General features: G+C 32.4%; 25 protein-coding genes. 3 read left to right on the forward strand and 22 right to left on the reverse strand.

Annotated features, from left to right (window positions below; translation table 11 throughout):
- The first annotated feature begins 40 nt into the window (after positions 1 to 40).
- From HM985_RS01460 to rpe, 3 genes are all read left to right on the forward strand, one after another.
- Positions 41 to 415, forward strand: a complete 375-nt coding sequence (locus tag HM985_RS01460; protein ID WP_179374526.1) for a hypothetical protein — start codon at positions 41 to 43, stop codon at positions 413 to 415.
- A gap of 96 nt (positions 416 to 511) precedes the next feature.
- Complete coding sequence (locus tag HM985_RS01465) at positions 512 to 1,375, forward strand: sigma-70 family RNA polymerase sigma factor (RefSeq protein WP_179374527.1); 864 nt, start codon at positions 512 to 514, stop codon at positions 1,373 to 1,375.
- 502 nt (positions 1,376 to 1,877) lie between these two features.
- On the forward strand, positions 1,878 to 2,540 hold the full coding sequence (rpe, locus tag HM985_RS01470) for a ribulose-phosphate 3-epimerase (protein ID WP_179374528.1): 663 nt from the start codon (positions 1,878 to 1,880) through the stop codon (positions 2,538 to 2,540).
- 35 nt (positions 2,541 to 2,575) lie between these two features.
- Here the strand turns inward: rpe and HM985_RS01475 are convergent, their stop codons facing one another.
- The 22 genes from HM985_RS01475 to HM985_RS01580 form a co-directional block, all read right to left on the reverse strand.
- On the reverse strand, positions 2,576 to 2,995 hold the full coding sequence (locus HM985_RS01475; protein WP_179374529.1) for a CBS domain-containing protein: 420 nt from the start codon (positions 2,993 to 2,995) through the stop codon (positions 2,576 to 2,578).
- Positions 2,996 to 3,092: 97 nt separating this feature from the next.
- Positions 3,093 to 5,426 carry a GumC family protein gene (locus HM985_RS01480; protein ID WP_179374530.1) on the reverse strand — a complete coding sequence of 778 codons (2,334 nt, stop codon included), beginning with the start codon at positions 5,424 to 5,426 and terminating at the stop codon, positions 3,093 to 3,095.
- Between the two features lie 5 nt (positions 5,427 to 5,431).
- On the reverse strand, positions 5,432 to 6,121 hold the full coding sequence (locus HM985_RS01485; RefSeq protein WP_246284901.1) for a polysaccharide biosynthesis/export family protein: 690 nt from the start codon (positions 6,119 to 6,121) through the stop codon (positions 5,432 to 5,434).
- Between the two features lie 141 nt (positions 6,122 to 6,262).
- Positions 6,263 to 7,387 (reverse strand): MraY family glycosyltransferase, encoded by a 1,125-nt coding sequence (locus tag HM985_RS01490; protein WP_179374531.1) that lies wholly within the window; start codon positions 7,385 to 7,387, stop codon positions 6,263 to 6,265.
- A gap of 94 nt (positions 7,388 to 7,481) precedes the next feature.
- Positions 7,482 to 8,231, reverse strand: a complete 750-nt coding sequence (locus tag HM985_RS01495; RefSeq protein WP_179374532.1) for a glycosyltransferase family 2 protein — start codon at positions 8,229 to 8,231, stop codon at positions 7,482 to 7,484.
- Positions 8,232 to 8,237: 6 nt separating this feature from the next.
- Positions 8,238 to 8,783: a WcaF family extracellular polysaccharide biosynthesis acetyltransferase gene (locus HM985_RS01500; RefSeq protein ID WP_179374533.1), complete on the reverse strand. Its 546-nt coding sequence runs from the start codon at positions 8,781 to 8,783 to the stop codon at positions 8,238 to 8,240.
- A 1-nt stretch (position 8,784) separates the two neighbouring features.
- Positions 8,785 to 9,732, reverse strand: coding sequence for a UDP-glucuronic acid decarboxylase family protein (locus HM985_RS01505; protein ID WP_179374534.1), 948 nt, complete (start codon positions 9,730 to 9,732; stop codon positions 8,785 to 8,787).
- 9 nt (positions 9,733 to 9,741) lie between these two features.
- A complete protein-coding gene (locus HM985_RS01510) occupies positions 9,742 to 10,881 on the reverse strand; it encodes a glycosyltransferase (protein WP_179374535.1) in 1,140 nt (379 codons plus the stop codon).
- Positions 10,874 to 11,869 (reverse strand): glycosyltransferase family 4 protein, encoded by a 996-nt coding sequence (locus HM985_RS01515; protein WP_179374536.1) that lies wholly within the window; start codon positions 11,867 to 11,869, stop codon positions 10,874 to 10,876. Before HM985_RS01515 ends, HM985_RS01510 begins: the two co-directional genes overlap by 8 nt.
- Positions 11,853 to 13,136 carry a hypothetical protein gene (locus tag HM985_RS01520; protein WP_179374537.1) on the reverse strand — a complete coding sequence of 428 codons (1,284 nt, stop codon included), beginning with the start codon at positions 13,134 to 13,136 and terminating at the stop codon, positions 11,853 to 11,855. The genes HM985_RS01515 and HM985_RS01520 overlap by 17 nt, the downstream gene beginning before the upstream one ends.
- An 11-nt stretch (positions 13,137 to 13,147) precedes the next feature.
- Entirely contained in the window at positions 13,148 to 14,311 is a 1,164-nt protein-coding gene (locus tag HM985_RS01525) for a glycosyltransferase family 4 protein (RefSeq protein ID WP_179374538.1), read from the reverse strand.
- A 66-nt stretch (positions 14,312 to 14,377) separates the two neighbouring features.
- The gene (locus tag HM985_RS01530; protein WP_179374539.1) at positions 14,378 to 15,463 is read right to left on the reverse strand and encodes an acyltransferase family protein; all 1,086 of its coding nucleotides are present in this window, start codon (positions 15,461 to 15,463) and stop codon (positions 14,378 to 14,380) included.
- A gap of 71 nt (positions 15,464 to 15,534) precedes the next feature.
- Complete coding sequence (locus HM985_RS01535; RefSeq protein WP_179374540.1) at positions 15,535 to 16,776, reverse strand: glycosyltransferase family protein; 1,242 nt, start codon at positions 16,774 to 16,776, stop codon at positions 15,535 to 15,537.
- A 106-nt stretch (positions 16,777 to 16,882) separates the two neighbouring features.
- On the reverse strand, positions 16,883 to 17,845 hold the full coding sequence (locus HM985_RS01540; RefSeq protein ID WP_179374541.1) for a glycosyltransferase family A protein: 963 nt from the start codon (positions 17,843 to 17,845) through the stop codon (positions 16,883 to 16,885).
- Positions 17,846 to 17,984: 139 nt separating this feature from the next.
- Complete coding sequence (locus tag HM985_RS01545; protein ID WP_179374542.1) at positions 17,985 to 19,088, reverse strand: glycosyltransferase; 1,104 nt, start codon at positions 19,086 to 19,088, stop codon at positions 17,985 to 17,987.
- A 23-nt stretch (positions 19,089 to 19,111) separates the two neighbouring features.
- Entirely contained in the window at positions 19,112 to 20,083 is a 972-nt protein-coding gene (locus HM985_RS01550; protein ID WP_179374543.1) for a glycosyltransferase family 2 protein, read from the reverse strand.
- A gap of 15 nt (positions 20,084 to 20,098) precedes the next feature.
- On the reverse strand, positions 20,099 to 20,749 hold the full coding sequence (locus HM985_RS01555; protein ID WP_179374544.1) for an acyltransferase: 651 nt from the start codon (positions 20,747 to 20,749) through the stop codon (positions 20,099 to 20,101).
- A complete protein-coding gene (locus HM985_RS01560; protein ID WP_179374545.1) occupies positions 20,749 to 21,621 on the reverse strand; it encodes a glycosyltransferase family 2 protein in 873 nt (290 codons plus the stop codon). Before HM985_RS01560 ends, HM985_RS01555 begins: the two co-directional genes overlap by 1 nt.
- Before the next feature lie 11 nt (positions 21,622 to 21,632).
- Entirely contained in the window at positions 21,633 to 22,562 is a 930-nt protein-coding gene (locus HM985_RS01565; RefSeq protein WP_179374546.1) for a sulfotransferase domain-containing protein, read from the reverse strand.
- Complete coding sequence (locus HM985_RS01570; RefSeq protein WP_179374547.1) at positions 22,559 to 23,734, reverse strand: glycosyltransferase family 4 protein; 1,176 nt, start codon at positions 23,732 to 23,734, stop codon at positions 22,559 to 22,561. Before HM985_RS01570 ends, HM985_RS01565 begins: the two co-directional genes overlap by 4 nt.
- A gap of 43 nt (positions 23,735 to 23,777) precedes the next feature.
- Complete coding sequence (locus tag HM985_RS01575; protein WP_179374548.1) at positions 23,778 to 24,629, reverse strand: glycosyltransferase; 852 nt, start codon at positions 24,627 to 24,629, stop codon at positions 23,778 to 23,780.
- Between the two features lie 33 nt (positions 24,630 to 24,662).
- Positions 24,663 to 25,454 carry a sulfotransferase family 2 domain-containing protein gene (locus tag HM985_RS01580; RefSeq protein ID WP_179374549.1) on the reverse strand — a complete coding sequence of 264 codons (792 nt, stop codon included), beginning with the start codon at positions 25,452 to 25,454 and terminating at the stop codon, positions 24,663 to 24,665.
- Between the last annotated feature and the right edge of the window lie 7 nt (positions 25,455 to 25,461).

The raw sequence follows: 25,461 nt of genomic DNA on the forward strand, positions 1-25,461 counted from the left end.
TAATTTGGTTTAAACAGCATTTTTTCGTATCATATAAGCTATGATTATACAAGATAAAGTGAAGTACACAAACCAATTAAGCAATTCAATAGCTTATCTCAAAAATTTAGGATATGATAATATCAAAGCAGATATTGAGGGTTACGAAAAACCAAAATCATATCATAAACAAGGGACTGATATTGATGTCACCCCAGACATTGTTGCAGAAAAAGAAGGAAGAAAGCATATTTTTGATTTAAGTCTAAAATCCGAAAAACCCAGACTATTAAAATCCAAATGGCTTTTCTTAAATACCTTAAGCCAAATTAAAGCTTACAGATTTAGACTCATAACCATGAGAGGACATTATAAGTTTACCAATGAAACGGTGGAGGCGATAAACTTAGAAAGCATAAAACTTTTAAAGATTTAAAAGTTTTTCATATCATTGTGTAACATTTAATTGCTTTTGTACGTATAATAAGAGCAACATGTTGTTGTAATCAAATTGCACAAATCATAAAATGACATGAGACAGCTTAAAATTACCAAGCAGGTAACCAATAGGGAAACTGCGTCGCTAGATAAATATTTACAAGAAATTGGTAAGGTAGATCTTATTACAGCAGATGAAGAGGTAGAATTGGCACAGCGTATTAAAGCTGGGGATCAACTCGCTTTGGAAAAATTAACCAAAGCAAATCTTCGTTTTGTCGTATCGGTTGCTAAGCAATACCAAAATCAAGGATTAACATTACCAGATTTAATTAATGAAGGGAATTTAGGTTTAATTAAAGCGGCACAACGTTTTGATGAAACACGTGGTTTTAAATTTATATCTTATGCGGTATGGTGGATTCGTCAATCCATCCTTCAAGCTTTAGCAGAGCAGTCTCGTATTGTGCGTTTGCCATTAAACAAGATTGGTTCTATTAATAAAATTAATAAAACCTTTGCGTTTTTAGAGCAAAGCCATGAGCGTCCACCTTCTGCCGAAGAAATTGCTAAAGAATTAGACATGACCATTAACGATGTTAAGGAGTCTATGAAAAATTCTGGCCGTCACGTCAGTATGGATGCACCTTTAGTTGAAGGCGAAGATTCTAACTTATATGATGTATTACGCAGTGGAGAATCACCAAATCCAGATAGAGATTTATTACACGATTCTTTACGTACCGAAATTGAACGTGCTTTAGAAACATTAACGCCTCGTGAAGCTGATGTAATTCGTTTGTATTTTGGATTAGCAAATCAACACCCAATGACATTAGAAGAGATTGGTGAGACGTTCGATTTAACCCGTGAACGTGTAAGACAGATTAAAGAAAAAGCAATAAGACGCTTAAAACATACATCTAGAAGTAAAATATTAAAAACATACTTAGGATAACCGTAATTGTTTATGCAATGACAGAATAAAGATGTAAGCATTGAATAAACGATTCGACTAACCTAACTAAGGTAACAACAGTTACAACATAACTGTTCGTTTTTTGATTGATGAAAGAACCCACGGCTGATTACCGTGGGTTCACTTTTTTTAATACCTTCCACCACCTCACCACCTCACCACCTCACCACCTCACCACCTCACCACCTCACCACCTCACCACCTCACCACCTCACCATCTCACCATCTCACCACCTAACCCCCTTCACCACCTTCACCACCTCACCAAATCACCACCTTCACCACCTCACCATCTCACCAAATCACCTTTTCACCACCTTCACCACCTCACCAAATCACCTTTTCACCCCCTTCACCACCTCACCAAATCACCTTTTCACCCCCTTCACCACCTAACCACCTCACCAAATCACCACCTCACCATCTCACCATCTCACCATTTTTAATTACATTTGCCTAAACATAAAAACAACTGAATACAATGGCTTCTAAATTAATTGCACCCTCAATGCTTGCTGCAGATTTTGGCAATCTACAGCGCGATACTGAAATGGTTAATAACAGTGATGCAGATTGGTTTCATATCGATGTTATGGACGGACACTTTGTACCAAATATATCTTATGGAATGCCCGTAATTGCAGCAATAAAAAAACACGCTACAAAACCATTAGATGTACATTTAATGATTGAAAAGCCTGAACGCTACATTGAAGAATTTGCAAAAGTTGGCGCGGATATGATTACGGTGCATTATGAATCTACAGTGCATTTGCATAGAACGCTAAGACAGATTAAAGATGCCGGTTGTAAAGCAGGTGTAGTTCTTAACATAAGCACCCCGCTTAACGTTTTAGAAGATATCTTGCCAGAATGTGACATGATATTATTAATGTCTATAAATCCAGGCTTTGGTGGTCAAAAATTTGAAGACATAACGTACAAGCGTGTCAAAAATCTAAGAAAAATGATTAATGAGCAAGGTTTGGAGACCCGTATTGAAATTGATGGGGGGGTCACAGATAAAAATATCGAAAAATTAGTAGAAGCTGGTGCAGATACTTTTGTAGCAGGTAGTCATGTCTTTAAAAGCAATGATCCAACAGCAACGATTAAGAGGTTAAAAGATTTAGCAAATGCATAAAAACAATAAAAAAAAGCGCTTTTAAGCGCTTTTTTTTATAATTGTTCTAAAAGGTATTTGATTAAATCTGTCGTCGTTATAATACCAACCAATAAACCATGATCAACAACAGGCAACGCATGGAATTCTTTGGTGGCTAAAATTTGAGCGACCTCCTTAATTGAGGTGTCCGATGAAACAGTTTCTACATTTTTTATCATCACTTGATCTATCGTAAACATATTATAAACGAGAGAATCGACATCGGTATCATCTTCATAAACCGCATCTGCAAAGCTAATTCTTAACAAATCAGTATAACTGAGCATGCCCACAACAACTTCTTCCTTTACCACTGGAATATGTCTAATGTTATGTCTCTTAAATAACTGTTCGGCCATCTCAAGATCATCCTCTCTATTTAGAGCAATGATATTGGTGGACATAATTGAAGAAATAGGCGCTATAACTTTCATGAGTCTTGTTTTATAATTCACCATTAAAAGTAGGTGATAATACTTTTAAAAATCATGACATATATCACGTATTGAAAAACAACGCCTTTAAAGCGGTTTATTTTTTATTTCCATAGCCATAATTATAACCGTAGTTATAACCATAACCATAGGATTTATTAGTATCAACACTATTTAAAACATAGGCAACATTTTTCAATTTACCAGATTCAAATAAATCCTTAGAATAATTCAATAATTTCTTTTCGGTATAATTGGCGCGAGCGAGGTAAATCGTAGCATCGGCCAACTGAGAAATAAGCATCGTATCGGTCACTAAAATCGTCGGTGCGGTATCAACAATAATATAATCATACTCCAGTTTAGCCTCTTCAATAAGTTTGCTAAATCGTCCATTGGTTAATAAGTGAGCGGGATTGGGAGGGATCGTACCCGATAAAATAATATCATGATTAGGATGTCTTTCAAAACCTTTTATAAGAGCATCTTGCCATCTAAAAGCGCCATCATGTAAATAATTGGATAAACCCGGCTTATCTTTATCGGCATTAATATGGGTATGAATTTGAGGATTTCTCAAATCGGCTCCAATCAACAAGACCCTTTTATTAATACTAGACAGTGCCAACGACAAATTAATACTGACATAAGTTTTCCCTTCGCCTTTAATTGTTGAAGTACAATAAATAACCTTCGCAGCTTCTCCAACTTTAACGGGCAAGATATAATTAACATTAGAGCTCAAAATGCGGAAAGCTTCAGCTTGTACGGATCGATCATCGGGATCATTAAAAATAAGGTTGTCAGTTTTTACCTTAGGGATCTCGCCTACGATAGGGACTTTAGGATTAACAGCTAACAAGTCGTCTCTGCCTTTAATTTTCGTATCCAAAAGCATCAGTAAATAAATAATACCAAAAGGAATAATTAATCCTGCTGCCAACGCTTGTATATAGATACTTCGGGCATTAGGTGAAACAGGACTCCAATTAGAGATCGCATATTCCACAACCTTTATAGACGGCTCTGTAATGGCTAAATTAATAGCGGCTTCTTCTCGTTTTTGAAGTAAAAACAAATATAAACTTTGCTTAATCTCACGTTGCCGCGTAATATCCGTAATAATTTTTTCTTTAACTGGTAATTGATAGACTTGAGAAGCAAACTTTCTATTCTCTCGTGCCAATTGCATCTTAGAAGCTTCCAATTGCTTTCGATACGATGAAATGGAGACAAAAATATTGGATTTTAAATCGTTCAATTTTGAACTTAAAGCAATAACATTTGGATTATTCACACCGCCACTGGTCAATAAATTATTCCGTTCTAATGCAATAAGATTATAATTAGTGATTAAACTATTAATGCTTGCATTAGAAACACCGATATTTTCAGGGAGTAAATCTGAAGTTCCATTAGGACGTTCTATGGTCTCTTTAAGCAAACTAGAAATCATCAATTGATTTTCAATAGTAAACAATTCTTGTTCTGAAGCGGTACGTTGACTTAGGCCCAATTCAGCATCAGACTCTAAGGTAATAATATCATTTTTTTGCTTATAATCTTTTATTCCAGACTCTATCGAATCTAATTCTTTAGCTAACAAACCAAAGCGTTCATCGATAAAATCAATAGTACGTCTCGAAATCTCTTGGCGATCATTAATACCGTCTTCATTAAAGACGTCAATTAAAGTATTTATAACGCGCTCGTTCTTTGCTTTACTTTGGCTCGTAAAGCTCAACTGCAACAAATCACTTGTACCCAAAATATTAACGCCAATCCCCCCTTTGATACCATTAGCGATGGCGGATACAGGTGAAAAATTCACAATATAAACTTTATCTTCGGTGGTACTAATATCAAAATTTTGAGGTAAACTTAATTCAAAGGGCAGGTTATGATTGATTTTGGTAGTATCAAATCCTGGAAAGACTAAAACTTGATGCGTCGAACTATCCGTCACTTCAAAGGCTGAAGACTTTACTATTATGCGATAAGAAGAGCCTTTAAAAATACTGTCGTTACTGACGGTTTTAAGAATATGAAATGGAAATTGACTAACTTCAGTGGTAATAACACTGCCTTCCACATAAAAACGCATCGTTAAATCTAACTGATCGACAACAGCTTCGCTAATACGTAAGGACTTAAGCACCTCTATTTCATTTTCTAAATTAATATTAGAGCGGTTAAAGACAAATGCTGCTGAAGGCAGTTCTAAACCTTTAGTTTTATTTAAGATTTTAATTTTAGCGCTAGAATTATAAACTTTAGGGGTGTATCTTAAGTATAAGTAGGCGCCAATAATGGCTATAATCAACCCCAAAGCAAACCAATACCAATAAACAAGGTATTTTTGGACTTCATTTTTAATACTTTCCCCTTTATCGTTAGTGGTCTGATAGGGTGATGCTGTAAAATCGCTCATTGAATTTAATTCGTAATTAAAAGGACTGTGGTTAATACAAGAGAAACAACGGAGAATAACGTTGGTAAATTACCGACAAAACCTGCACTCTTCACTTTAGGGTCACTAGGGTTAACAATGATAACATCATTAGGTTTTACATAACTAAATTCACCATCCAACCAATCTGACGAGGTCAAATCAACATGTCCAATTTTACGCAGCCCATCGGTTTCTCTAATCACGGTAATATCTTCCCGCTTTCCTGTAATGGCTAAATCACCAGCATTAGCTAGCGCCTGTAGCAATGTAATATTTTGTTCTGTAAAATTATAGGTCCCCGGACTATTGACTTCTCCAAGCACCATCACTTTAGAATTAATTAAGCGAACGTTGACCGAAGGATTCTTTAAATGCCCTTCGCTTTCTAATTTATGCTTTAAGAAATCTGAAAATGCCTGAGTCGTCATATCGGCAACGGATAACAGTCCTAAAACAGGAAAATTAATCGTTAATGTTTCAGATACTAAATAGCCATCCAATTGCATGAGCTCAAGACTGTTTCCCCCATTATTAGTAGTGACGTTATTATAAGGAATGGTGGATTCAGGAATTAAGGCACTCACATTAATCCGTAAAATATCATTGGGCTGAATGGTAGTAGTCGTATATCGAATTTCGGTATTATGATGCTGATCGACATCTTGTAAATACAAAATTTCTTTTTTAGTAGAGCACGAAAAAACCAACATGAGACAACAAATAAATACTATAGTTTTAAACATCATATACAGATTAGAATAAGAGAACAAATATAAGGGCATTAACAATAGACACCAACTAATTAGCCTTAGACCTTATAAATTAGAGACTTCTTTAATTTTATTGGGGCGTTTACCAAATAGCCAATGGTAAACAAAATATAAGGAATATAAGACAGTACCAGAAATTAACAAGATGACCAATTGTAAATTAATACCAAGAGCAGCAATAAAAAAAGCAATGAAAACAAGAACACCATTAATAAGAACAACAATAGTGGTTGTCTGTCGGTGAGAAAACCCTAAACTTAAAAAGCGATGATGCAAATGGTTTCGATCGGCCGTAAAAGGGCTCTTTTTATGGATAACGAGACGTATAAAAAAAATACGTAACGTGTCTAATAATGGAAAGAATAAAAAAGATAAGACAAGTACAGGAGAAGAATTATGATAAATCGCGTTAGGCGTCAACTCAGAATTATTAATAAACCGCACAGCAAAAACAGCAATGATAAAACCTAAGATCATAGACCCCGTATCACCCATAAACATTTTATTGCGTTTTGAAAAATTCAGATACAAAAACGGAATTAAGGCACCTACAACCGCTCCTGCCAAAACAAACATGCTAATATCGTTGTACTTGTAAAAAACATAAGAAAAACTAACAATAGCCAATAAGGCTAGAGTCCCAGCTAGACCATCAATACCATCGATTAAATTGAAAGCATTAATCACAAGGATATATACAAAAAGAGTGAATAGTACGGAAAGCCAATAAGGCATAATAGTAACCCCAAAAATCCCTGATAAACCTATAATACGAGTATCCGTGAATATGATCAATAATAAGGCAGCTAACAATTGCCCTATAAATTTTTTACGAGGAGATAGAATAAGAATATCATCTTTTAAGCCTAAAAAAAACAATAAAGTAATCCCTCCTAATATTAATAAAAGAATCTTAGTATCTAATACCGCACCTATAATGGTGATAGTAACAACGATACTTAAAAACATCCCAATACCTCCTAAGTTAGGCACACTCCCAGAGTGACTACTACGCCCCCCTGAAGAGTCCATCAAATTTTTAGATTTCGCTACATTGATGATCGCGGGATAACTTGTACTTGAAACAAAAAATGAGATACATACAGCCAAGAAAAAAAGCCAGCCTATATAATCTTCTGGATTGAAATTTTCTAGTAATTCTTTTACCATTTGTTTTTACTTAGACTTAATTTGGGGGACAAATATCAGTTAAAAAAGTTAAACTGATGTTATTAAATTGTAGCGATATAAGCAACGTTTAATATTAGGATTTAAACTGCTTGAGCTTACTCACATTTTTTAGGAGAACGGTGAACCAGTTCCCTATCTTATTTGTTTTTATGGCACGATAATCTTCTTTAGATTTTTGTAAAATATTTTTTAAGCTTTTATTACTGGCTCCTCCAACACGCATTTTAACAATGGTTTTGGGTAAGTAATGAAATTTTAAATTAGGTTGCTTAAAGATACGTAAAATAAAATCATAATCCGCTGCTATACGATAGTTTAGATCAAATACACCGTATTTTTTATATAAATCTCTCTTGACATATAAAGTAGGGTGTGCAGGCATCCAGCCTTGTCTTAACAAACGATGATCAAAGGGTTCACTTACCCAATTACGAATAATTTTAGCCGTATTTTCTAATGCAACATAATGTAAATCGCCGTATACACCATCTACCTCCTGTGCCTTGAACGCTTCAACAATAGCCGAAATAATTGAGGGATCAGCAAGAAAATCATCGGAATGTACAAAGCCAACGATCTCCCCGGTGGCTTTTGCAATACCTTTATTTAAAGCGTCGTAGATGCCTTGGTCGGGTTCAGAACTCAGTATAATGTTGGAGTGTTTTTCTGCGGCTTCATTCAAGTACTTTAAAGTTTTTTCATCAGAACCACCGTCAACAATAATATATTCAATATTGGGGTAAGTTTGGTTAAGGACAGACAGCATGCAATCCTCAATAGTCGCTTCACTATTGTAAGTGGCGGTTATTAGAGATACTTTCATTTTATACTAATTGAATTGACGTGATTTCACTTTTACAGCAGGATTGCCTTGATAAATACCATAAGCTTCTAGAGGTGAGGTGGCAACAGCTCCCATGCTTAATATGGCATGACTTTCTAAAGTAACCCCTGGGGCAACTTTCGCTTTTGCTCCAACCCAACTCCCTTCTCTTAACGTAATCGGAGCTACAAACAGATCAAAACGTGTCGATTTATAATTATGATTTCCACAAAGCAATAAGGCGCCCTGAGAAATACAGACATGATCTTCTAAGGTAACCTGATCTAAATTATCAATCCAAACAGACTCCCCAATCCAACAATGATTTCCTATAGTGAGTAACCAAGGGTATTTGATATTCACGCCTGGCTTTATGACAACTCCAGCTCCTATTGTAGCTCCAAAACGTTTTAAAATAAAGACTTTTAAACGAGAAGAAAAGTTTAACGGATTTATAAAAAAGAACACATTAATAAAATACCAACACAAGATTTTTAGTCGACCTCCGGGCTGGTACCAATCGTTATTATAAGAAGATAAATCCGTTTTCAATTTACTGATCTGATTTAAGTAAGGTATCGAAATAACTTATAGTTTTTATTAAACCTTCTTCCAAGTGTATTTTAGGCTCCCAACCATTTAATTCCTTTTTAGCCAAATCAATAATAGGTTGACGTTGTAAAGGATCATCTTGAGGTAATGGCATATGAATAATTTTAGAGGTTGAGTTGGTCAACTCAATAACCTTACTAGCCAATTCCATCATCGTAAACTCTACGGGGTTACCAATATTTACAGGCCCTGTAAAACCATCACGACTATTCATCATTCGCGTAGTCCCTTCCACTAAATCATCGACATATTGAAAAGATCGGGTTTGCGATCCATCTCCAAACATAGTAATATTCTCCCCTTTTAAGGCTTGAACTATAAAATTAGAGACCACACGACCATCATTAGGATTCATGTTGGGCCCATAAGTATTAAAAATTCTAATAATTTTAACAGCAACATCATTTTGCAAATGATAATCCATAAACAAAGTCTCTGCACAACGCTTCCCTTCGTCATAACAAGAACGCAGGCCTATGGGGTTTACATTTCCCCAATACGTTTCGGGTTGTGGGTGTACCGCAGGATCTCCATAAACTTCACTTGTAGAAGCTTGAAGAATTTTAGCTTTAACACGCTTAGCTAAACCCAACATATTGATAGCTCCCATTACCGATGTTTTAATCGTTTTTATAGGATTATATTGATAATGTACTGGTGAGGCAGGACAAGCCATATTATAGATTTCATCAACTTCAATCATAAATGGCTCCGTCACATCATGACGTACCAATTCAAAATAATGATGATCCATTAAATGTTCAATGTTCTTTTTACTGCCTGTAAAGTAGTTATCTAAACAGATCACTTCATGGCCTTCGTTTAACAAACGCTCACATAAATGTGAGCCTACAAAACCGGCGCCTCCGGTGATTAATATTCTCTTCATTGTACTTTTCTATTTAAATAATTTTTTAGTATCGATTATAAGTTGTGGCTTTTGAGTAAATGACTCAGCAAAACCATAAGCCGATTTAGACCACTTATTAAAACAATCGGCATCCATCTCAGAGAAATAATTCAATTGTTTGACAAACATATCAGATTCAGACAAAGATAAGGCAAATCCTAAGTGTTTGTCTTCAAGATCTAACCAAGGGGTTTGATCTGAAATTAACACGGGACAGCCATTTTGCCAGGACTCCATAATAACATGACCAAAATTTTCATGCATAGTGGGTAATAATAAAATATGTTGATCTTTTAAAACAGCATGAAGTTGATCATTAGGAATAGCTCCTAAATAATTCACTTCAACATGTTTTGGCAGCTTTTTAATAAAGGCTTCACAAGAACCCCAGTAATCTTGCTCATCTATAGGACCAATGATTGAAAATTTAATATGATGTGAGACATTGGTATAAGATAGATATTCTAAAGCTTTTAATAAATTTTTCTTTAAAGCGATCCTAGAAAGAAAAAAGACATTCAAACGGTTGGCTTGTTTTTCTTTAAAACTAAAAGGAGTCATTTTAGAAGATAAATTTGAAGCGATTCTTATATCTAAAGCATCACCAAATTGTTGTTCTATTTCTTGTTGTTCTAAATGAGAAGTGGCATGCCAAATCAATCTTTTCTGTAAACCCTTTAGCTTAAATAGGCTAATAAACAATTTCTTCTTAAAAGGTTTTATAGCTAAGGCACCTTTACCAACCATGCCTCTAGGCGCTAAAACACACTTTAATGAAGAGTTTCGCATCACCCACAAAGGAAGTAAGGTGAATTGTATTGAAAATAAAGAATTAAAATACACATACTGATAAGTTTCCTCTTTTAATAAATTTCTGTAAAAGCTTATATTTTGATGGTTTTTATCCAAATAAATAATCTTATAAGTACCTTTAATCTGCCATGTATTAAATGCCAGGTTAGGATAAGGTAAGGTTTCACCCAAATCTTTATTTGAAGTGACGATCGAAATATCAAAGGCATCGTGAAGATGAAAAACAATATTATTAACCGATTGAATAGGACCACCCGCTTTATAACCTGGCAAGAACCAATCGATAAAAATTAATAGTTTTTCTTTTTTAAGCATGAGCAACTTCCTTATAAATATTTAAATAATCTTTGGCTATTTTATTAATATGAAATCGTTTAATATTAAGTTGTCCTTTTTGTATCAATTCATCTCTTAAGGCTTTATCTGAAAGAATCGTTTTAACAGCGGTGTTTATCTCCTTTACGTTATAAGGGTCTACAAGATAAGCACTACCTCCTGCAATTTCTTTCATCGCACCAATATCTGAGGTGATAACAGGCCGACCAATAGCCTGCGCTTCTATAATTGGCATGCCAAAACCCTCATAGGTTGACGCAAACAAAACCAAATCACAGGATTTATAAGCTTCAACAATAGCAGGATAAGGAATTTGAAACATGGATTTATAAGCTAACTTGTACGTTTTTAACAACGCTAATTGTTCCTTCGTTAATTGACCTATGATCGTTAATTGACAAGGAATACCGTTTAAAGCCTCAAAAATACGCTCTAAATTTTTATTAACCTTAGTTCCTATCAATAAAATATGAGGATAAGAGGTGTTTATTTCTTTTGGACAATAAACCAATTGCGAATGCACAGGGTTATAAACAACCCTAATTTTATGTGCTGCAAATGGAATGACCTTACATAATTCTGATTTTGTGAATTCTGAAATCACAGTAATACGTTTTACAAATAGAGCAGGTAATGTAAACCAAACGAGTTTTAGGTAGAAACGTTTAAGAATAGAGCCTCTTAAAACAGAACGAACATCATGAATGGTTAATACAGAGGTCTTACCGGTAACTAAAGCCATATAATTAACATCTCCTGTAATATGATTAACTTGAGTAGCGGACCTGTTTTTAAAACTAAATATATTTTTAAGAACAACGAGAGGACTCCCCCCTGAAAACTTTAGTTCTTGATTATCCAAATCAACATCACACTTAAGTCTTGTTTGCAATGTCCCAAACAGCTCTTCAATACTATTGTATTGAGCTAAGCGTTTTCTAAAAATATAATTAACGTTTAGTCTCATGAGAAAAATTCCAATTCAAATAATTCTTAGCATACCAAAAGAAAAAAAGGATGACGATTAACGATTTTATTAAGTGATTTAAAACCACGACAAGTTCAGTCTCTGCTTTTATAACTTGTAAAAAAGCCAAAGGTAAAAAACTGATAAAAACAATATTATTTAAAACGATCTTGAACAACTTAGACCATACTTTAACTAAGAAAACCCCCCACAGGCCCATAAAAATGATACCTCCAGTTTTGCCAAAATTACCATAAGCTTCCCCTATAATACTAATACCCATAGAGGTACCATCGGATAAACTTAAACCCGTAAACGTTCTAAAATTATCTTGGCCTCCGGCTTCAGCTTTATTAGGATTTAAAAATCGTGGTAAAAGAGAGGAATAAACAGCTGTTTTAATCGTTTCACCATTAAAAAAAGGTTCATATTTAGGAATATTATTTATCACAGCACTAATAATCCAGCCTTGATTCAACCTGACATTAGTCCCTATTTCACCTTGATCAGCCTCTTCAGTTGCATTTCCCATTACAAATGACTCTGCCATTAAAGTCACAAACAATTCTATTTTATTTCCAGAATAGCCTTGCCAGACTTGGCTTCGATAGGCGGTTTTTATCGTCTGTAACGTAGCTAATGATAAAGTGGCAATTAAAAAAGTAGTTAGAATAAAACTAATGGAGGGTTTATTCTTTATAGCCCAAAACATATAAAAGAAAACGGACCATAATATGAGATCGTGAAATAAAGCTTTAGCCAAAGCGATAACAAATAAATAGGCGATAGCCCCATAAAAAACCTTTTTAAGTAAAGGGTCCTTCGAAAAAAACAAGATAATAGCACCTGCAAATTTAAAATTCGATAATATAAAAGCAAAGAACCCTAAAGCGCCTGGTAAAAAACCACCGATCAAATCAAAGAACACCCCAATACCAAAGATGATTAAACCATATTGAGAATAATGTTCTAAATGAGAAATTGGGACTTTAAAACGGGCACTTTTCTTTACCCCATAAAGGATAACAAACATAAAGGCTAAATAAGCCGGAACAACAAAACCCATATAGATTTCCTGATCTACATACATAAAATACTTATAATGACCAGAAGGACTAGAATACTCTATGATGGGACCAATAATCCATTGTAAACCGCCTATTAAAGTCATTAACTCTAATATAGGTACGCTTTTTCCTAAACGTTTAACGAATAGAATCCCCAAATAAACAACGGCAATACAGCCTATAAGAGTCCATCCTCCCATCTAAATTAATTTCACTTTAAATTAGTTTCTAAAGCTTCAACAATAGCTTTAAAATGCCATTGTGTAATATCTTTTTTTGCTTGGTGTCCCATAAGCTTTAAATCGGCTATTGAGATCGTACGAAACACCTCTAATAATGCGGCCTCGTCATTAGAATCAAAAACATAACCATTAGAACCAACGTTGACAATATCCGTAGCACAACCAACCTTGTCACTAGATATAACCGGTCGAGAAGAGGCCATAGCTTCATTGATCGCTAAGCCCCAAGTTTCCCCAGGACCTTTTGAAGGCAAACAAAATACATTGCCTAAACGATATAAAATCGGCATCTTGCTCTGATTTTGGAAAGGTATAAATTTTACATGAGAATCATTTTGGGCTAAGGATTTTAAATTCGCTTCTAAAGGGCCATGACCAACCAGTAACAACTTTAAAGGGTGCCTTAAAGTTTTATTGGCTTTTTGAACGGCTTTCAATAAAAAATCAGGTTGCTTTTTAAATTCAAATTTACCGGCAAATAAAATCACTAAATCATCAGGTTGATAACCTAATGCTTTTCGCCATACTAAGGCTTGGTCTTCATAGTGTTTAGATTCAGAATCATTAAAGCGCGCATTATCGATCGCATGTGGCGCCAATATCAATTGATGTTCTTTTAAGCCTACAGATTTAAAATAAGCCTTGTTTTGAGACCCCACATAAAAGGCTTTATCTATAAACCGATAGATATAAGTCAAATAATATTTTCGTAATAGTTGTTTAATTCCTGGGGTATCATCGAGCAAAGTAGAATCTCCTCGAAACCAAACGGGTATTTTACCCTTAAAGTACTTCATCGCCTTTAAGTGACTTTTTAAATACCAACCAAATATTAAAATAGCATCGGGTTGCCAGTCACTAATTTTAGCATTTAATTCTGGGCAATCTATCCCATTTTTATGATGCGTTCCTGGATCTTCAGAAACATTTTCTATAAACTCATAAGCATACCCTTCTAATAAAGGAATATCCCATTTAATGGTTTTTCCAAACGTTTTATCTTTAACTTCTGCTGCGGCTTGAGACCAAGTGTAAAAGACTTTAACATCTATTTGTTGTCGTTCTGCTAATAACTTAAACCAAGGGGCATAATATTGTATAGGATGCGTAGTAACGATGGCTAATTTTTTCAAATTATTTAAAATATAAAATTTATTAAACAAAAACACAAATCAAAAAAAGCTCTTATTACCAAACACTTAACGAATAAACCTATTTGATATTAAAGCTTTATAATAAGCTGTTTTTTTCTCAAAGGGTAAATAAAGCAAATAAGATATAAGCATACAAATGAAAATCATAAAAAAGAATACACCAATGGATTTGATATCAAATGTATTAAATTTTACACCATAAAAATTTTTATAAACCTCAAGCAATGGATAATGTATTAGATACAATGTATAAGAAAATGCAGCTAACTTAGATCCGTATTTGTTTAATGATTTCCAAAACTTTTTTTGAGGTTCAATTAATAAAAGTTGCTGTATTAATATTCCAATAAATAATGATAAAATCAGTATTAAAGCTTTAACATTTGGTATATACTCCATGAATATAAGCTTATCTATCGATTTCGTTTCTATCTTGAATTGAATACCTACAATAGACATAATTATCATAAAAAAGCTAAGAATCAAAAGACCTATATTCAATTTCACAGGTTTTAAAAAATAAATCAAAGCTCCTATCAACCAACTAAAAAGAAAAGTAGAATCTAGAATACTAAAAATAATTAAATTTGTGAACAATAAGAAAAAACCAACTATTCTATATTTTTTAGAATAAATAAATATTCCAATAGAAAAAATTATCATGTAAAACCAAAACTCATAAGCTAAAGACCACAAAGGAGCATTGCCCATAAATGACTCTGAAAAAACTCCTTGTAAAGAAAATATATTTCCAATCAATTCAAGAAAGCTAAATTTAAAATGAGTTATTAATCCACAAATAAAAGTTAGAATTAAAGCAGGAATTAAAGGAATATATAATCTAATAATTCTGTCTAACAAATAAACTTTAGAATTAAATGTTCCTTTAATTAATCGCTCTATAGATTTGCCCCCTACCAAAAAGCCACTTAAGACAAAGAATACAATTACCGATTCTTTACCTAACCTTGTGATAAAGTAAAATAACGTTATGAATATATTCTTTTCTTCAATAGGCAAACTTCCATATTCCACAAATAAATACCCTCTAACATGAACTGTTAAAACAATAAAAGCGGCTATAAATCGTATTAAATCTAGCCAAGGTAAATGTGTATGTTTTTTATGCATTTTATAATTAGATCAATTTTTATTTTTTAAACAACGCTAACCAATTATTTGATTTAAGCTAAATCTTTAATTTAATCCAGAACTTCATCCATAACTTCAGCCAACACTTTCGCTGATTGTTTAGAAGAATATGGATCTAACAATTGTAATTCTGGAGACCAAGATGCAACATTTTGAAAGGGATTTAAAACGGTTACCATTTTAGCTACAATTTTAGATTTGGTATCACCTTCATTATAAGGCACCAAATACGCATCGGCTTTAACATCTTGAATAACGTTTACCGCAGAACTTTCGGCATGTAAAACCGTAAATAAAGGACGTTCGCTTAATAAACATTGAAAGGTTTTTGAAGCCGTATAATGGCGTTCTGTACTTCCAAATAACAGCACACGATCGGCATGCGATAAATAGTTTAAAATATGTAAAAAGGGTTGACGCTCTCTTTGTTCTATTACAATACCTTCTAAACCATAATCTGCAGCATAGGCTGTAATACGTTTAGCAGGATAAGGTCCTGTTCCTATAAAAAATAACTTAATATCGGTATCCCAATTGCCATTATCTTTTAATGTTTTAATGGCCTCAAAAAAGCAATCCATAAACAAATGCGAATTTGGAAGAAAAGCTCCTGCATAAATCCATGGTTTGCATTGCTCAATACCATCCCAGGGCATTTTTAAACCCTCTATTTTTAATTTATGATCGTTAGGATCAAAACCATAAGGCATGCCAGCGTGTACAGGTGGGGTCTTAAAATTACGTTCAATCACTGGCCAATAATAAGGTGTTGAAACGCCTGTTATAAACGCTGCTTTTTTTACGGCATAAGGTTCTAATGTTCGGGCAACAGTCTGACTTAATTTTGCGCGGTTATCATTCTGATTGGTAATATCACGCACCCAAGGATCGATATAATCAATCCCATAAGGAATCCCCGTTTTATCATGTATAATACGCCCTAAAATAGCGGTGTAAAACGATGGTATAGGAATCCAAATACAATCTATCTGACGTTCTTTACAGAGTTGTAGTGCTTTTGCTTTTAGAAAAGGAAAGGCTCTAAGACCAATATCGCCTATAATACGTGGTTTTGAGACCTTATAGGCTTTGGTATAGATGACTTCAATGTCTTCTGAGACCGTTTTAGAGATATCTGGATCTGGTGTTTCCTCGTAATATTTAGAAGCTACAGTAAGCAATAAGGGGTGCCAACCAAATTGTTTTAAGTAGTTACCTATTAAACGAGGTCTTTGCACGCCTGCCAAATTTGCGGGAACCCAGTGTGGATATATAATGAGTACTGTTTTCAATATTTTAATTTTTTTTGTTAGTATTGTTCTTAATTGATAGACTATTTAAAATATTTAGAAAAAAATTAAAACTAAGACACAATATGTCTCCCTAATAACTCTTAAATTATTTCAATATCCTTTTCCACCAACGATTTTTTTTGATTTTAACAATTGCATTGCTCCAATCAATCATTGAACTATTCACATCGTAATGTCCACGTTGTTCATGAGGTACTGAATCATTCTTCACTTTTTCAATTAACATTGGTAACTCTTTATAAAACTGTTCATTTCGATACGGAGGATGTAAAGAATAGAAACCGGGTTCTCCATAAAAATCAAGTCGATACTTAGATTTATTTCTAAGTTGATTTGTTAATATATTTTCAGGCAATTCATAAATACCATTCCCCTCAACCTTACCTTTAATCCTTGATCTTAAATTTCCTTTTTCAAGAGGTAACGGTAACATTTCATATATAAAATGCGCTTTGTTTATTAAGAAAAGTCTTGTACTGAAAGAATCAAATAAATAAGAATAAGGTTCTTTTTGATCTTCAATTTGATTGTTGTATATTATTTTATCAGGATGTGGAGGTCCTGGCAAAGGAGAACAACTCATAATATCCTGATTTTCTTCAAGTTTTAATATAGCTTCTGATAACCACTTATATGAGTCTCCTGAGAATATAATATCTGAATCAACATGAAAAATATACTCACTTTTACAGCTGTAAATTCCAAATAAATAGGCATAATAAGGACCTCCCCTAAAATCTTTCACGGGACAAAATGAATTATTAAAAAATGTCTGCCCGATTTCGCCGTTTTTGCTATAATCGACCTCTATTACTTCTAATTCTTTATATTCCTTTTGCAATGAATTTATTAAACTAAAAAGTTTATTTTTCCCATATTCCCAATTGTCAGAAAAACGACCTTTACTTTTATGTAAATCAACTACAAGAAGTATTTTTTCCGTAATTCCAGAAAACAATTCTAAATGATGAGGTAATAAATGAATAGAATGTTTAAAATCGCTTGGAGCTAAGTTAATTTGGACTGTTACAGGTAACCTTGTTGACATGGATAATAAGTTTATTAATTTAATTTTATTCCTAAAAATGTAAACGTATTTGTACGTGTTTACATTTAAAGATTTGTTTTAAAATTCCTCAATTTAGCTTTAACTTTGCGAAAAAATTGATTTTTATTATTTATAATTATTATAAATTCGTAGAAAATCTTGAGTATTCACTATTCTTTTCCACATTATATATAACGATATCACGAATTTCGGAAGCAACATCCTTGTTGTTACACACCCTTAATAAAATATCGGTAAATTCCTCGACATTTTTTGCAGTGATAGTATCTAATTTTTCAAGTAAATATCCTCTATTCCCTTGATTAGTTGTTATTATAGGAAGACCTAAATTCATACCTTTTGCTAATTTAGTACTTACACCTTTCGAGTAATATAAAACAATATTTAAATAAAAAATCCAAGACCCTAATTCTTTCTTTAAATCTTGCTCGTCTAAATAGCCTAAACGCTCTATAAATGTATATTTAGCAACAACAGAATTAATTCGTTCATCGCCTTGACCTACCAAAATTATTTTTAAATTAGAAGGTATTTCTCTTTTATTAAGTTCTTCACATAATTTCTCAACGCCATATAAATTAGGCAAGTGTGTAAAATCTGCTAAAAAGCCTATTCTTCCTTCAATGGGATCCCATTCCAAGAAGTCGGGTTCATAAATACGTGGTAAATAAACGACTTTATTACTATGTAACCAATACTCTAAATTTTTTTCTACCTCAGATACAACTACAACCTTGTCTATATACTCCTTCCGGTATTTTGCTTCTAGAACCAATTGTTTACCTAATTTATAATAGCTTGATAACAAATTATTTTTAGAGGATTGTACTAATTCATGCATATAGTCTCCGGACTCGTTACCGTGCGATAGTAGTACAACAGAACAGTTACTACTAATTGTCTTGCAGACTTTAGCAAATTCCATAGACGATGTATGATTGATAAAAACTTTATCTATACCTTTCTTAATAATTAAATTTTCTAAAACATCTTTGTAGTTTTCAGCATCGTAATAGTCGTAAACATCAATTCCTAGTTTAAATTTTAATTTCTTAAAAAAACTACTGGTAAAATCTACCACTACAATTTCAAGATCATATTTAGTTTCCAAAACCTTAATAAAATCTTGTGTACAAAGTTTAACTCCACCACTTTTAGTTTTGGAAGATACATATCTATAATTAGTTATGAAAACTGCTTTTGTTTTGTTATTTAAATCCATTAAATAAATATTATCTTTATTCTCTATTTAGTTTTACTATATAAATGCCCATAATAGGATACTGCTTTAGCTAATTTCCAACCAAATTTAAACTTTATAGTTTCTATTATTTTGCCGCCAAGCACAGGTAAATAGTCACTGCCTCCCAACTTATTACTTTTTTTTAATGCCTGTCGGGTAATACCTGGAAACATAGGCCATGCCTCTATAGCTACCCATTTAAATTGTGAAGCTATTGCCTTTTTAGCTGATTTGGATTCTGTTTTAGAAAACAAATACTTCGCTTTCAAATCGGTGGCTAGCAAATTACTTTCTAAATGTTCTCGTTTATTATGTGATGCAATGTTACTTCCATTAATATACTTTCTGTAATAATTCTTTACTTCCGATACATAAACAATCCCTTTAGATTGTAAACCAACTCGAGCAAAAAATTCGCCATCCTGATCCTTAGCTAATAAGTTATTCCAAGGTCCAGCATTTTCAATAATTGCTCTTGGAGTTAGCCATGCACTAGTTTGGACCATATTTGTAGGTAAACTATTTCCTCCCCACAGATTAATAAAAAATTTTTCTGGAGCAGAAGTAGAAAACAGGTGATTCCCATCTGTACAAATACCGTCCTCTAATCTATCTATAAAATGAATTGTATTACAAACCGCTAATTGATCTAAAGCTCCCTTTAATGCTTTTACTTGTTTTTCAATTTTATCTGGGCTTAAAATATCATCTGCATCCAAAAACTGAATGTAATCTCCAGTACTTAAATCAAACCCATAATTGCGTGCAGAACAAGCTCCCTTTCCTTTGTTTTTTACTACCATTAAATTATCAGACTTAAAGCTTAAAGCTTTATCAAAAGAATCATCTGTGGAGTTGTCATCAATAATAATAACTTCAATATTAGAATACGATTGTTTTAAAACAGAATTAATAGTAGTCGACAAAAACTCGCTAGCATTATAGAGAGGGATGATTACTGAAACTTTTTTCATTAATTTTTTATACTATTAAATATTTAAATTCTTTCTTCGGTATTCCGCAAACTTATCTTGTTTAATATAGCCATGATATTTTATATCATTTTGATATTTCACACATTCTTTTGGATCAAGTGTCTTAATAATTTTAGCTGGAACCCCGCCAATAATACAATAACCATCAGGAAAAGATTTAGTTACTACTGATCCAGCTGAAACTATTGTATGGTCACCTAAAACTACACCTCCTAAAACAGTTGAATTCATACCAATCCAACAATATGAACCTATAGTTGTATCCCTTGCAGTAAGTTTTCTATAATCATATAAATCATGATTACCACTAAGAATACCAGAATTTTGTCCAATTATTGTATAATCCCCAAATCTAAGATTCCCAGTACCTTGTATATAAATATTTCTTTGAAAACCTGGAAAAGTACCTATTCCCACTAAAATGTTTTGCTCTCCAACAACTCTACTACTTTTATGTACAGGCCAATATGCGTTTTTATTGTTACCTAACACTTTTTGATTAAACCACATATTAAAAGTTATTCTTTCAATACCTTTTTCCGTTACTTTTAAAAAACGGAAATATGGTAATCTAGTAATACTCCATACTATTATATTGAGTGGGTTTCGAAGAATATGATATACTTTTTCCTTTGTAATCTTCATTATCCTAATTTATTTTTAATGATATCTATATAATTTAAAGAACAAGCTTTTTTCATTTCCATCGCTTTAGCAATGGAATGATGTTTAGCGGCAGATAAAATTGAAACAGCTTGTTGTTTTCTAACTTTCTTTATAGCACGAGATTTATCTTCATCCATTAAAGGACATTTATCACTGTTTAATAATTCTTCTGCTGCTAAAATATATTTAAACGGAACATATGGATCTGTACGATTATCATTCATTTGTTGATCATCATGCTCTCGATACCATACAATTCCATGAGGCATTAAAACTACAGGGTATTTTTGAGATAATACATGCCACATTTCAAAATCTCCTAAATGTTGTTTTCCACTAAAACGACCAACATCCTCAAAAGCACTTTTTCTAATTATTGACGACAACGGCGCTTTATAAAACAAGTGCTGCTCGAAATAATGTCTCTTATAAGCATCTGTTGTACTTAATTGAAAAGGAAATATTCTAGCCTTATCTTGAGGTAAAGAACATAAACCATAGCCTGCATCTGGATATTGTTCCATATAATAAACCAAAAGTTCTAGTCCATGAGGATAAATCATATCGTCTGCATCTACATACTTTATATATTTACCTTTTGCATACGATGCTGCCTGATTCCGATTGGGATAGTCTCCTAAATTATTCTCGTTAATATAAACTTTAACTCGGTCATCATTTTCTGAAAAAGATCTTCCTAAATTAACAGAGTTATCTTTACTTCCATCATCGACAATAATTAATTCGAAATTTTTATATGTTGAAGCTAATACACTATCTATTGCTTCTGCAATATATTTTTCTCTATTATACACCGTCATTAAAACGGAAACTAATGGTTGCTTATTCATTGCTTTATTTTTTATATCCAACTATCGTCATCGTAAAACTTATTGGCTACTAACTCTGTCTTACTATTAATTTTAAAAACTTCTTCTTTTGTCAATATATTTTTCCAAGACTTAATATTATCTAGAGAATTTCTATTTAAATCGTTTTTAACCTTACCAGATGTACTAAGTTCTATTTGATTTATAACATCTTCACTAAAATCTAAATCTAAATATTGAAATATTTTTTCAAATTCTTCCAGAGGCGCTACAGATAGCTGTTCATGAGTAATAAAATACCAATCCTTATTATGCTTTGCTTCAAGTTGGTTAACAAAATCATACATTATATTCCAAACTAATATGCCTTGATCTATTAAAGGATATTCTTTTCGACTAAACTCTTTTATCTCCTCCTTATACTTTAACAGATGAAGATCTATCAGTCTTTCTTGATCTAATAATGCATCAAAAGTAAAACCCCAATTTTTTCTAATTATACTTGCTATAAAAGCAGCTGGATGTCTTATTGAAATTATAACTTTACAGTTCAGCTCTTGTGCTAAAAATTCCGAAGAAAACAATGCTATCGGATCTTTTAACAGAGGTCTTTGTGTTCTGCTTTTTAACTCATGTCTAAACCTCTCAAAATCCTTTACACCTCTAATTTTACCAATTTCATGCATCACAGAATGCGTATTCAATGTGTAAAAATTTTTAATAAATTTTACTACTTTTTTTCTTTTAGTTAAGGACGATTTATCGTCAATATATTCAAACATATATGAGAACGGAGATTGCTTGGTTTGAATACCAAGCTTCCGGAACGGATTTGCCCATTGAATAAACACATTAAAAGGTTCATGGATATATTTTACCTCTGACGAAGAACTAATAACTTTACCTATCCAGGTAGATCCTGACCTATGAATTCCTGTTACTAATATTGGTTGTTTTATCATAATTTAGGGGATAAACTTAATTTTCTAATAATTTTAACTACTGTGTTAGGTATATAAGGTTGATTTAAAATACCTCCCTCAGTTTTCCCATGATATTTCTTATATGATTTTTTTGCATTCACTATTAAATTCTCATACCCTTCGGCATTTTGTTCTGGATTGAACTTTAGTGAAACCTTATTATGCGCTTCGACGGCTATTTTCTCACGAAATATATCATCCTTTATCAATGAAATTGCATGCAATGCAAAATCCTCAATATCTCCTATTGGTATTTTAAAACCAGTTACCTCATGCTCTATCAAATCTGGAATACCACTTTCTAAATCACTACAAACAGGAACGCAGAAAGATTTCATAGCCTCAACAACAACATTTGGTAATCCTTCTACTAAAGATGGAAATATTAACACTTTTGAATCATACATCGCAGCAGAAACTTGATTGCTATTTAACTGACCAAAAAAATATACATTACTATTATCCTTAAACTGATTTTTTAACTTATTCTCAAACTCTCCAGAACCAATTATTGTAAGGTTTACGTCAGGTAATACTTTTTGAATTTCTGTATAAATTGGTTTTAAATATTGAACACCTTTACGTTCATTTAAAGCACCTACAAAAATAAGATCTATAGACTTACTTTTTATATTTGTCCAATTTACTCTCGAAACTGGAAAATATTTTAAAGATATTTTACCTGTATTTTCTGGATTTAATTTCTCCTTCAGTTTAAGATCCAAGAATTTACTAATAGCAATATATTGATCTATAACCCCTTGGTTCCGCTCTATCAGATTATAGTAGAAACCAAAATCACCATGCATAATATAAATGAGTTTGTTAGGTAATTTTAACAATTGAACCATTCTTAATTCTAATCCGTCGTTGGCAACTAGAATTGAATCTGATGAAGAAATATGATTTTTTAGACGCTTACTAATACTATATAAGTTCTCAAATTTACTGTAAGTAAATACAATCGTTTCATCGGCTTCAAAATCAACTGATACATGAGCTTCATCACGTTCAATTAGCCTTGTTAATATAACCTTATAGTTTATGTCACTTCCTTTTCTATACTTCAATAAATTATGAACCACCGAAGTCACTCCTCCTGCAACATCTGGCAGAAAATAAATAATTTCACACTTTCGAACTAACTCCATCATTTAAAAACACAATTAAATAAATATCAACTAAACAATAATTCTATTTAAAAAAATACTTTAAAACAGAAGCCGTTTTTCTATCTAACGGTTTTAAATAAATCATTTTATTTATAAATTTCAACAGAAAAGCAGATTTAACTTTATGTTTGTAACTAGTAAATATGTAGCTATACGAAGCATTATATTCAGATCTATCTATATCTTTATCCGATATGGAGTTGATATAAATAGGTAACTTACTACTCCATTTATAAAAAAATATTTTAGAATATTTTAACCAATCTAAATTTAAAGATCCAATAGACAAATGCTCTAATAAAATATTATGATTAATAACTATTTTTCGTTTCTGAATGATTTGCATAGAGAAATCTTGATCATAAAAATGAAACCCATCAAAATTTATTTCATCAAATTTATTCTCGTCCCATATCTTTTTTGTCGTAGCGAGAAACATACCATCTACTACTACTACATCTGAAAGCGAATCATCTATAGTATCTCTTACAACGTTTAATTGTTGTTTTTCACCCTCACTCTGAATGAAATTAGATCTATAAAATTCTTTTGGAACTGATATCCAACCAGCAGGAACATTAGGTTTTATTTTGGCACCACATGCACCTATCAATCCAATATCGGTATCATTTAATGTTTTAAATAATTCTTTTCCCCAATCCATGGTATGAAACAATATATCCTCATGACAAAAAGCTAAAACATCATATTTAGCTTTTGTAGCTCCTACATTATAAGCTTTACATATACTAAATTGCTCTTTATTATTATCTATAATTATAAATTCATGTGGTACACCAATTGTTTCTAAAACATTAGCTTTAAAATTCTTTAATAAATCTGGTTTTATAGAACAAACTATTATAGAAATCATTTAAAATATTATTAATTATTAAACTACTTAAAATTAGGGCTTAAATAAATTATAAATAGGTTGTCTTATTTTATAATCAAGTGCAAATTTAAAATCCATAAGCTTCTTTTTTCTATTAAGTAAACTCAAATCAGAAGCATTCACTTCACTTTTAACCAATTTTTCAAATTCAGTTTGAATGGTCTCATAAAGTTTAAAGTCTAAAGCATTATATTTTTTAATTATATCGATATCTTCTTCTGATAACAATTTCTTTTTTTTGCCGTTATTCTTAATTCGATACGCAGGCATCTCGGGCCAATCTAAAGTCTGTTTTAAAAGAATTAAAGATTCATCATACTGCTCAACTAATCCTACGAACAAAAATTCATTTTTTATATTTTCTAAAGCTAGTTGCAAAACGTAGTCTCCGTTTCCATGATCTCCTGCTATTAAATGAGTTTGACCATTATTAAACTCTCCATCTGGAGTTGATTCCACAAACTCCCTTAAACTTAGGTTATTTGAGTGAATTCTATCGTAATGTCTATTATGAGGAAGAGCCTTTACAAAATGATAATAAGAAGAAATACGATCAATCGGATTTCTCAATAATGTAACATATTTCATCTGTTTTGAAAAATTATTATGTAAACCATAAGTCATATGCCCTTTCAACACACTAATAGCGTCTTTATTTGGTAATGCTTTAAATTCTGGTTCAGTTGATTTTTCATTAACAACCTTTATAGAGAAAACTTCCTGTGAATTATAGTTTTTCTCAATAATACTATGCAGGGTTGTTCCCCCATTTTTAGGAATATGAAGAAAAATAAAAGGTTTCATATATTAT

The sequence above is a fragment of the Winogradskyella wichelsiae genome (assembly GCF_013403925.1).
Lineage (GTDB): Bacteria > Bacteroidota > Bacteroidia > Flavobacteriales > Flavobacteriaceae > Winogradskyella > Winogradskyella wichelsiae.

Coding starts and splice junctions, on each gene's coding strand:
- HM985_RS01475 (WP_179374529.1), bottom strand. CDS start 2,995: ATGAAAGTTATAGCGCCTATTTCTTCAATTATGTCCACCAATATCATT.
- HM985_RS01520 (WP_179374537.1), bottom strand. CDS start 13,136: ATGGGAGGATGGACTCTTATAGGCTGTATTGCCGTTGTTTATTTGGGG.
- HM985_RS01540 (WP_179374541.1), bottom strand. CDS start 17,845: ATGTCAACAAGGTTACCTGTAACAGTCCAAATTAACTTAGCTCCAAGC.
- HM985_RS01515 (WP_179374536.1), bottom strand. CDS start 11,869: ATGAGACTAAACGTTAATTATATTTTTAGAAAACGCTTAGCTCAATAC.
- HM985_RS01580 (WP_179374549.1), bottom strand. CDS start 25,454: ATGAAACCTTTTATTTTTCTTCATATTCCTAAAAATGGGGGAACAACC.
- HM985_RS01495 (WP_179374532.1), bottom strand. CDS start 8,231: ATGAAAGTATCTCTAATAACCGCCACTTACAATAGTGAAGCGACTATT.
- rpe (WP_179374528.1), top strand. CDS start 1,878: ATGGCTTCTAAATTAATTGCACCCTCAATGCTTGCTGCAGATTTTGGC.
- HM985_RS01465 (WP_179374527.1), top strand. CDS start 512: ATGAGACAGCTTAAAATTACCAAGCAGGTAACCAATAGGGAAACTGCG.
- HM985_RS01480 (WP_179374530.1), bottom strand. CDS start 5,426: ATGAGCGATTTTACAGCATCACCCTATCAGACCACTAACGATAAAGGG.
- HM985_RS01575 (WP_179374548.1), bottom strand. CDS start 24,629: ATGATTTCTATAATAGTTTGTTCTATAAAACCAGATTTATTAAAGAAT.
- HM985_RS01555 (WP_179374544.1), bottom strand. CDS start 20,749: ATGAAGATTACAAAGGAAAAAGTATATCATATTCTTCGAAACCCACTC.
- HM985_RS01560 (WP_179374545.1), bottom strand. CDS start 21,621: ATGAATAAGCAACCATTAGTTTCCGTTTTAATGACGGTGTATAATAGA.
- HM985_RS01550 (WP_179374543.1), bottom strand. CDS start 20,083: ATGAAAAAAGTTTCAGTAATCATCCCTCTCTATAATGCTAGCGAGTTT.
- HM985_RS01545 (WP_179374542.1), bottom strand. CDS start 19,088: ATGGATTTAAATAACAAAACAAAAGCAGTTTTCATAACTAATTATAGA.
- HM985_RS01490 (WP_179374531.1), bottom strand. CDS start 7,387: ATGGTAAAAGAATTACTAGAAAATTTCAATCCAGAAGATTATATAGGC.
- HM985_RS01565 (WP_179374546.1), bottom strand. CDS start 22,562: ATGATAAAACAACCAATATTAGTAACAGGAATTCATAGGTCAGGATCT.
- HM985_RS01510 (WP_179374535.1), bottom strand. CDS start 10,881: ATGCTTAAAAAAGAAAAACTATTAATTTTTATCGATTGGTTCTTGCCA.
- HM985_RS01505 (WP_179374534.1), bottom strand. CDS start 9,732: ATGAAGAGAATATTAATCACCGGAGGCGCCGGTTTTGTAGGCTCACAT.
- HM985_RS01530 (WP_179374539.1), bottom strand. CDS start 15,463: ATGCATAAAAAACATACACATTTACCTTGGCTAGATTTAATACGATTT.
- HM985_RS01460 (WP_179374526.1), top strand. CDS start 41: ATGATTATACAAGATAAAGTGAAGTACACAAACCAATTAAGCAATTCA.
- HM985_RS01570 (WP_179374547.1), bottom strand. CDS start 23,734: ATGGAGTTAGTTCGAAAGTGTGAAATTATTTATTTTCTGCCAGATGTT.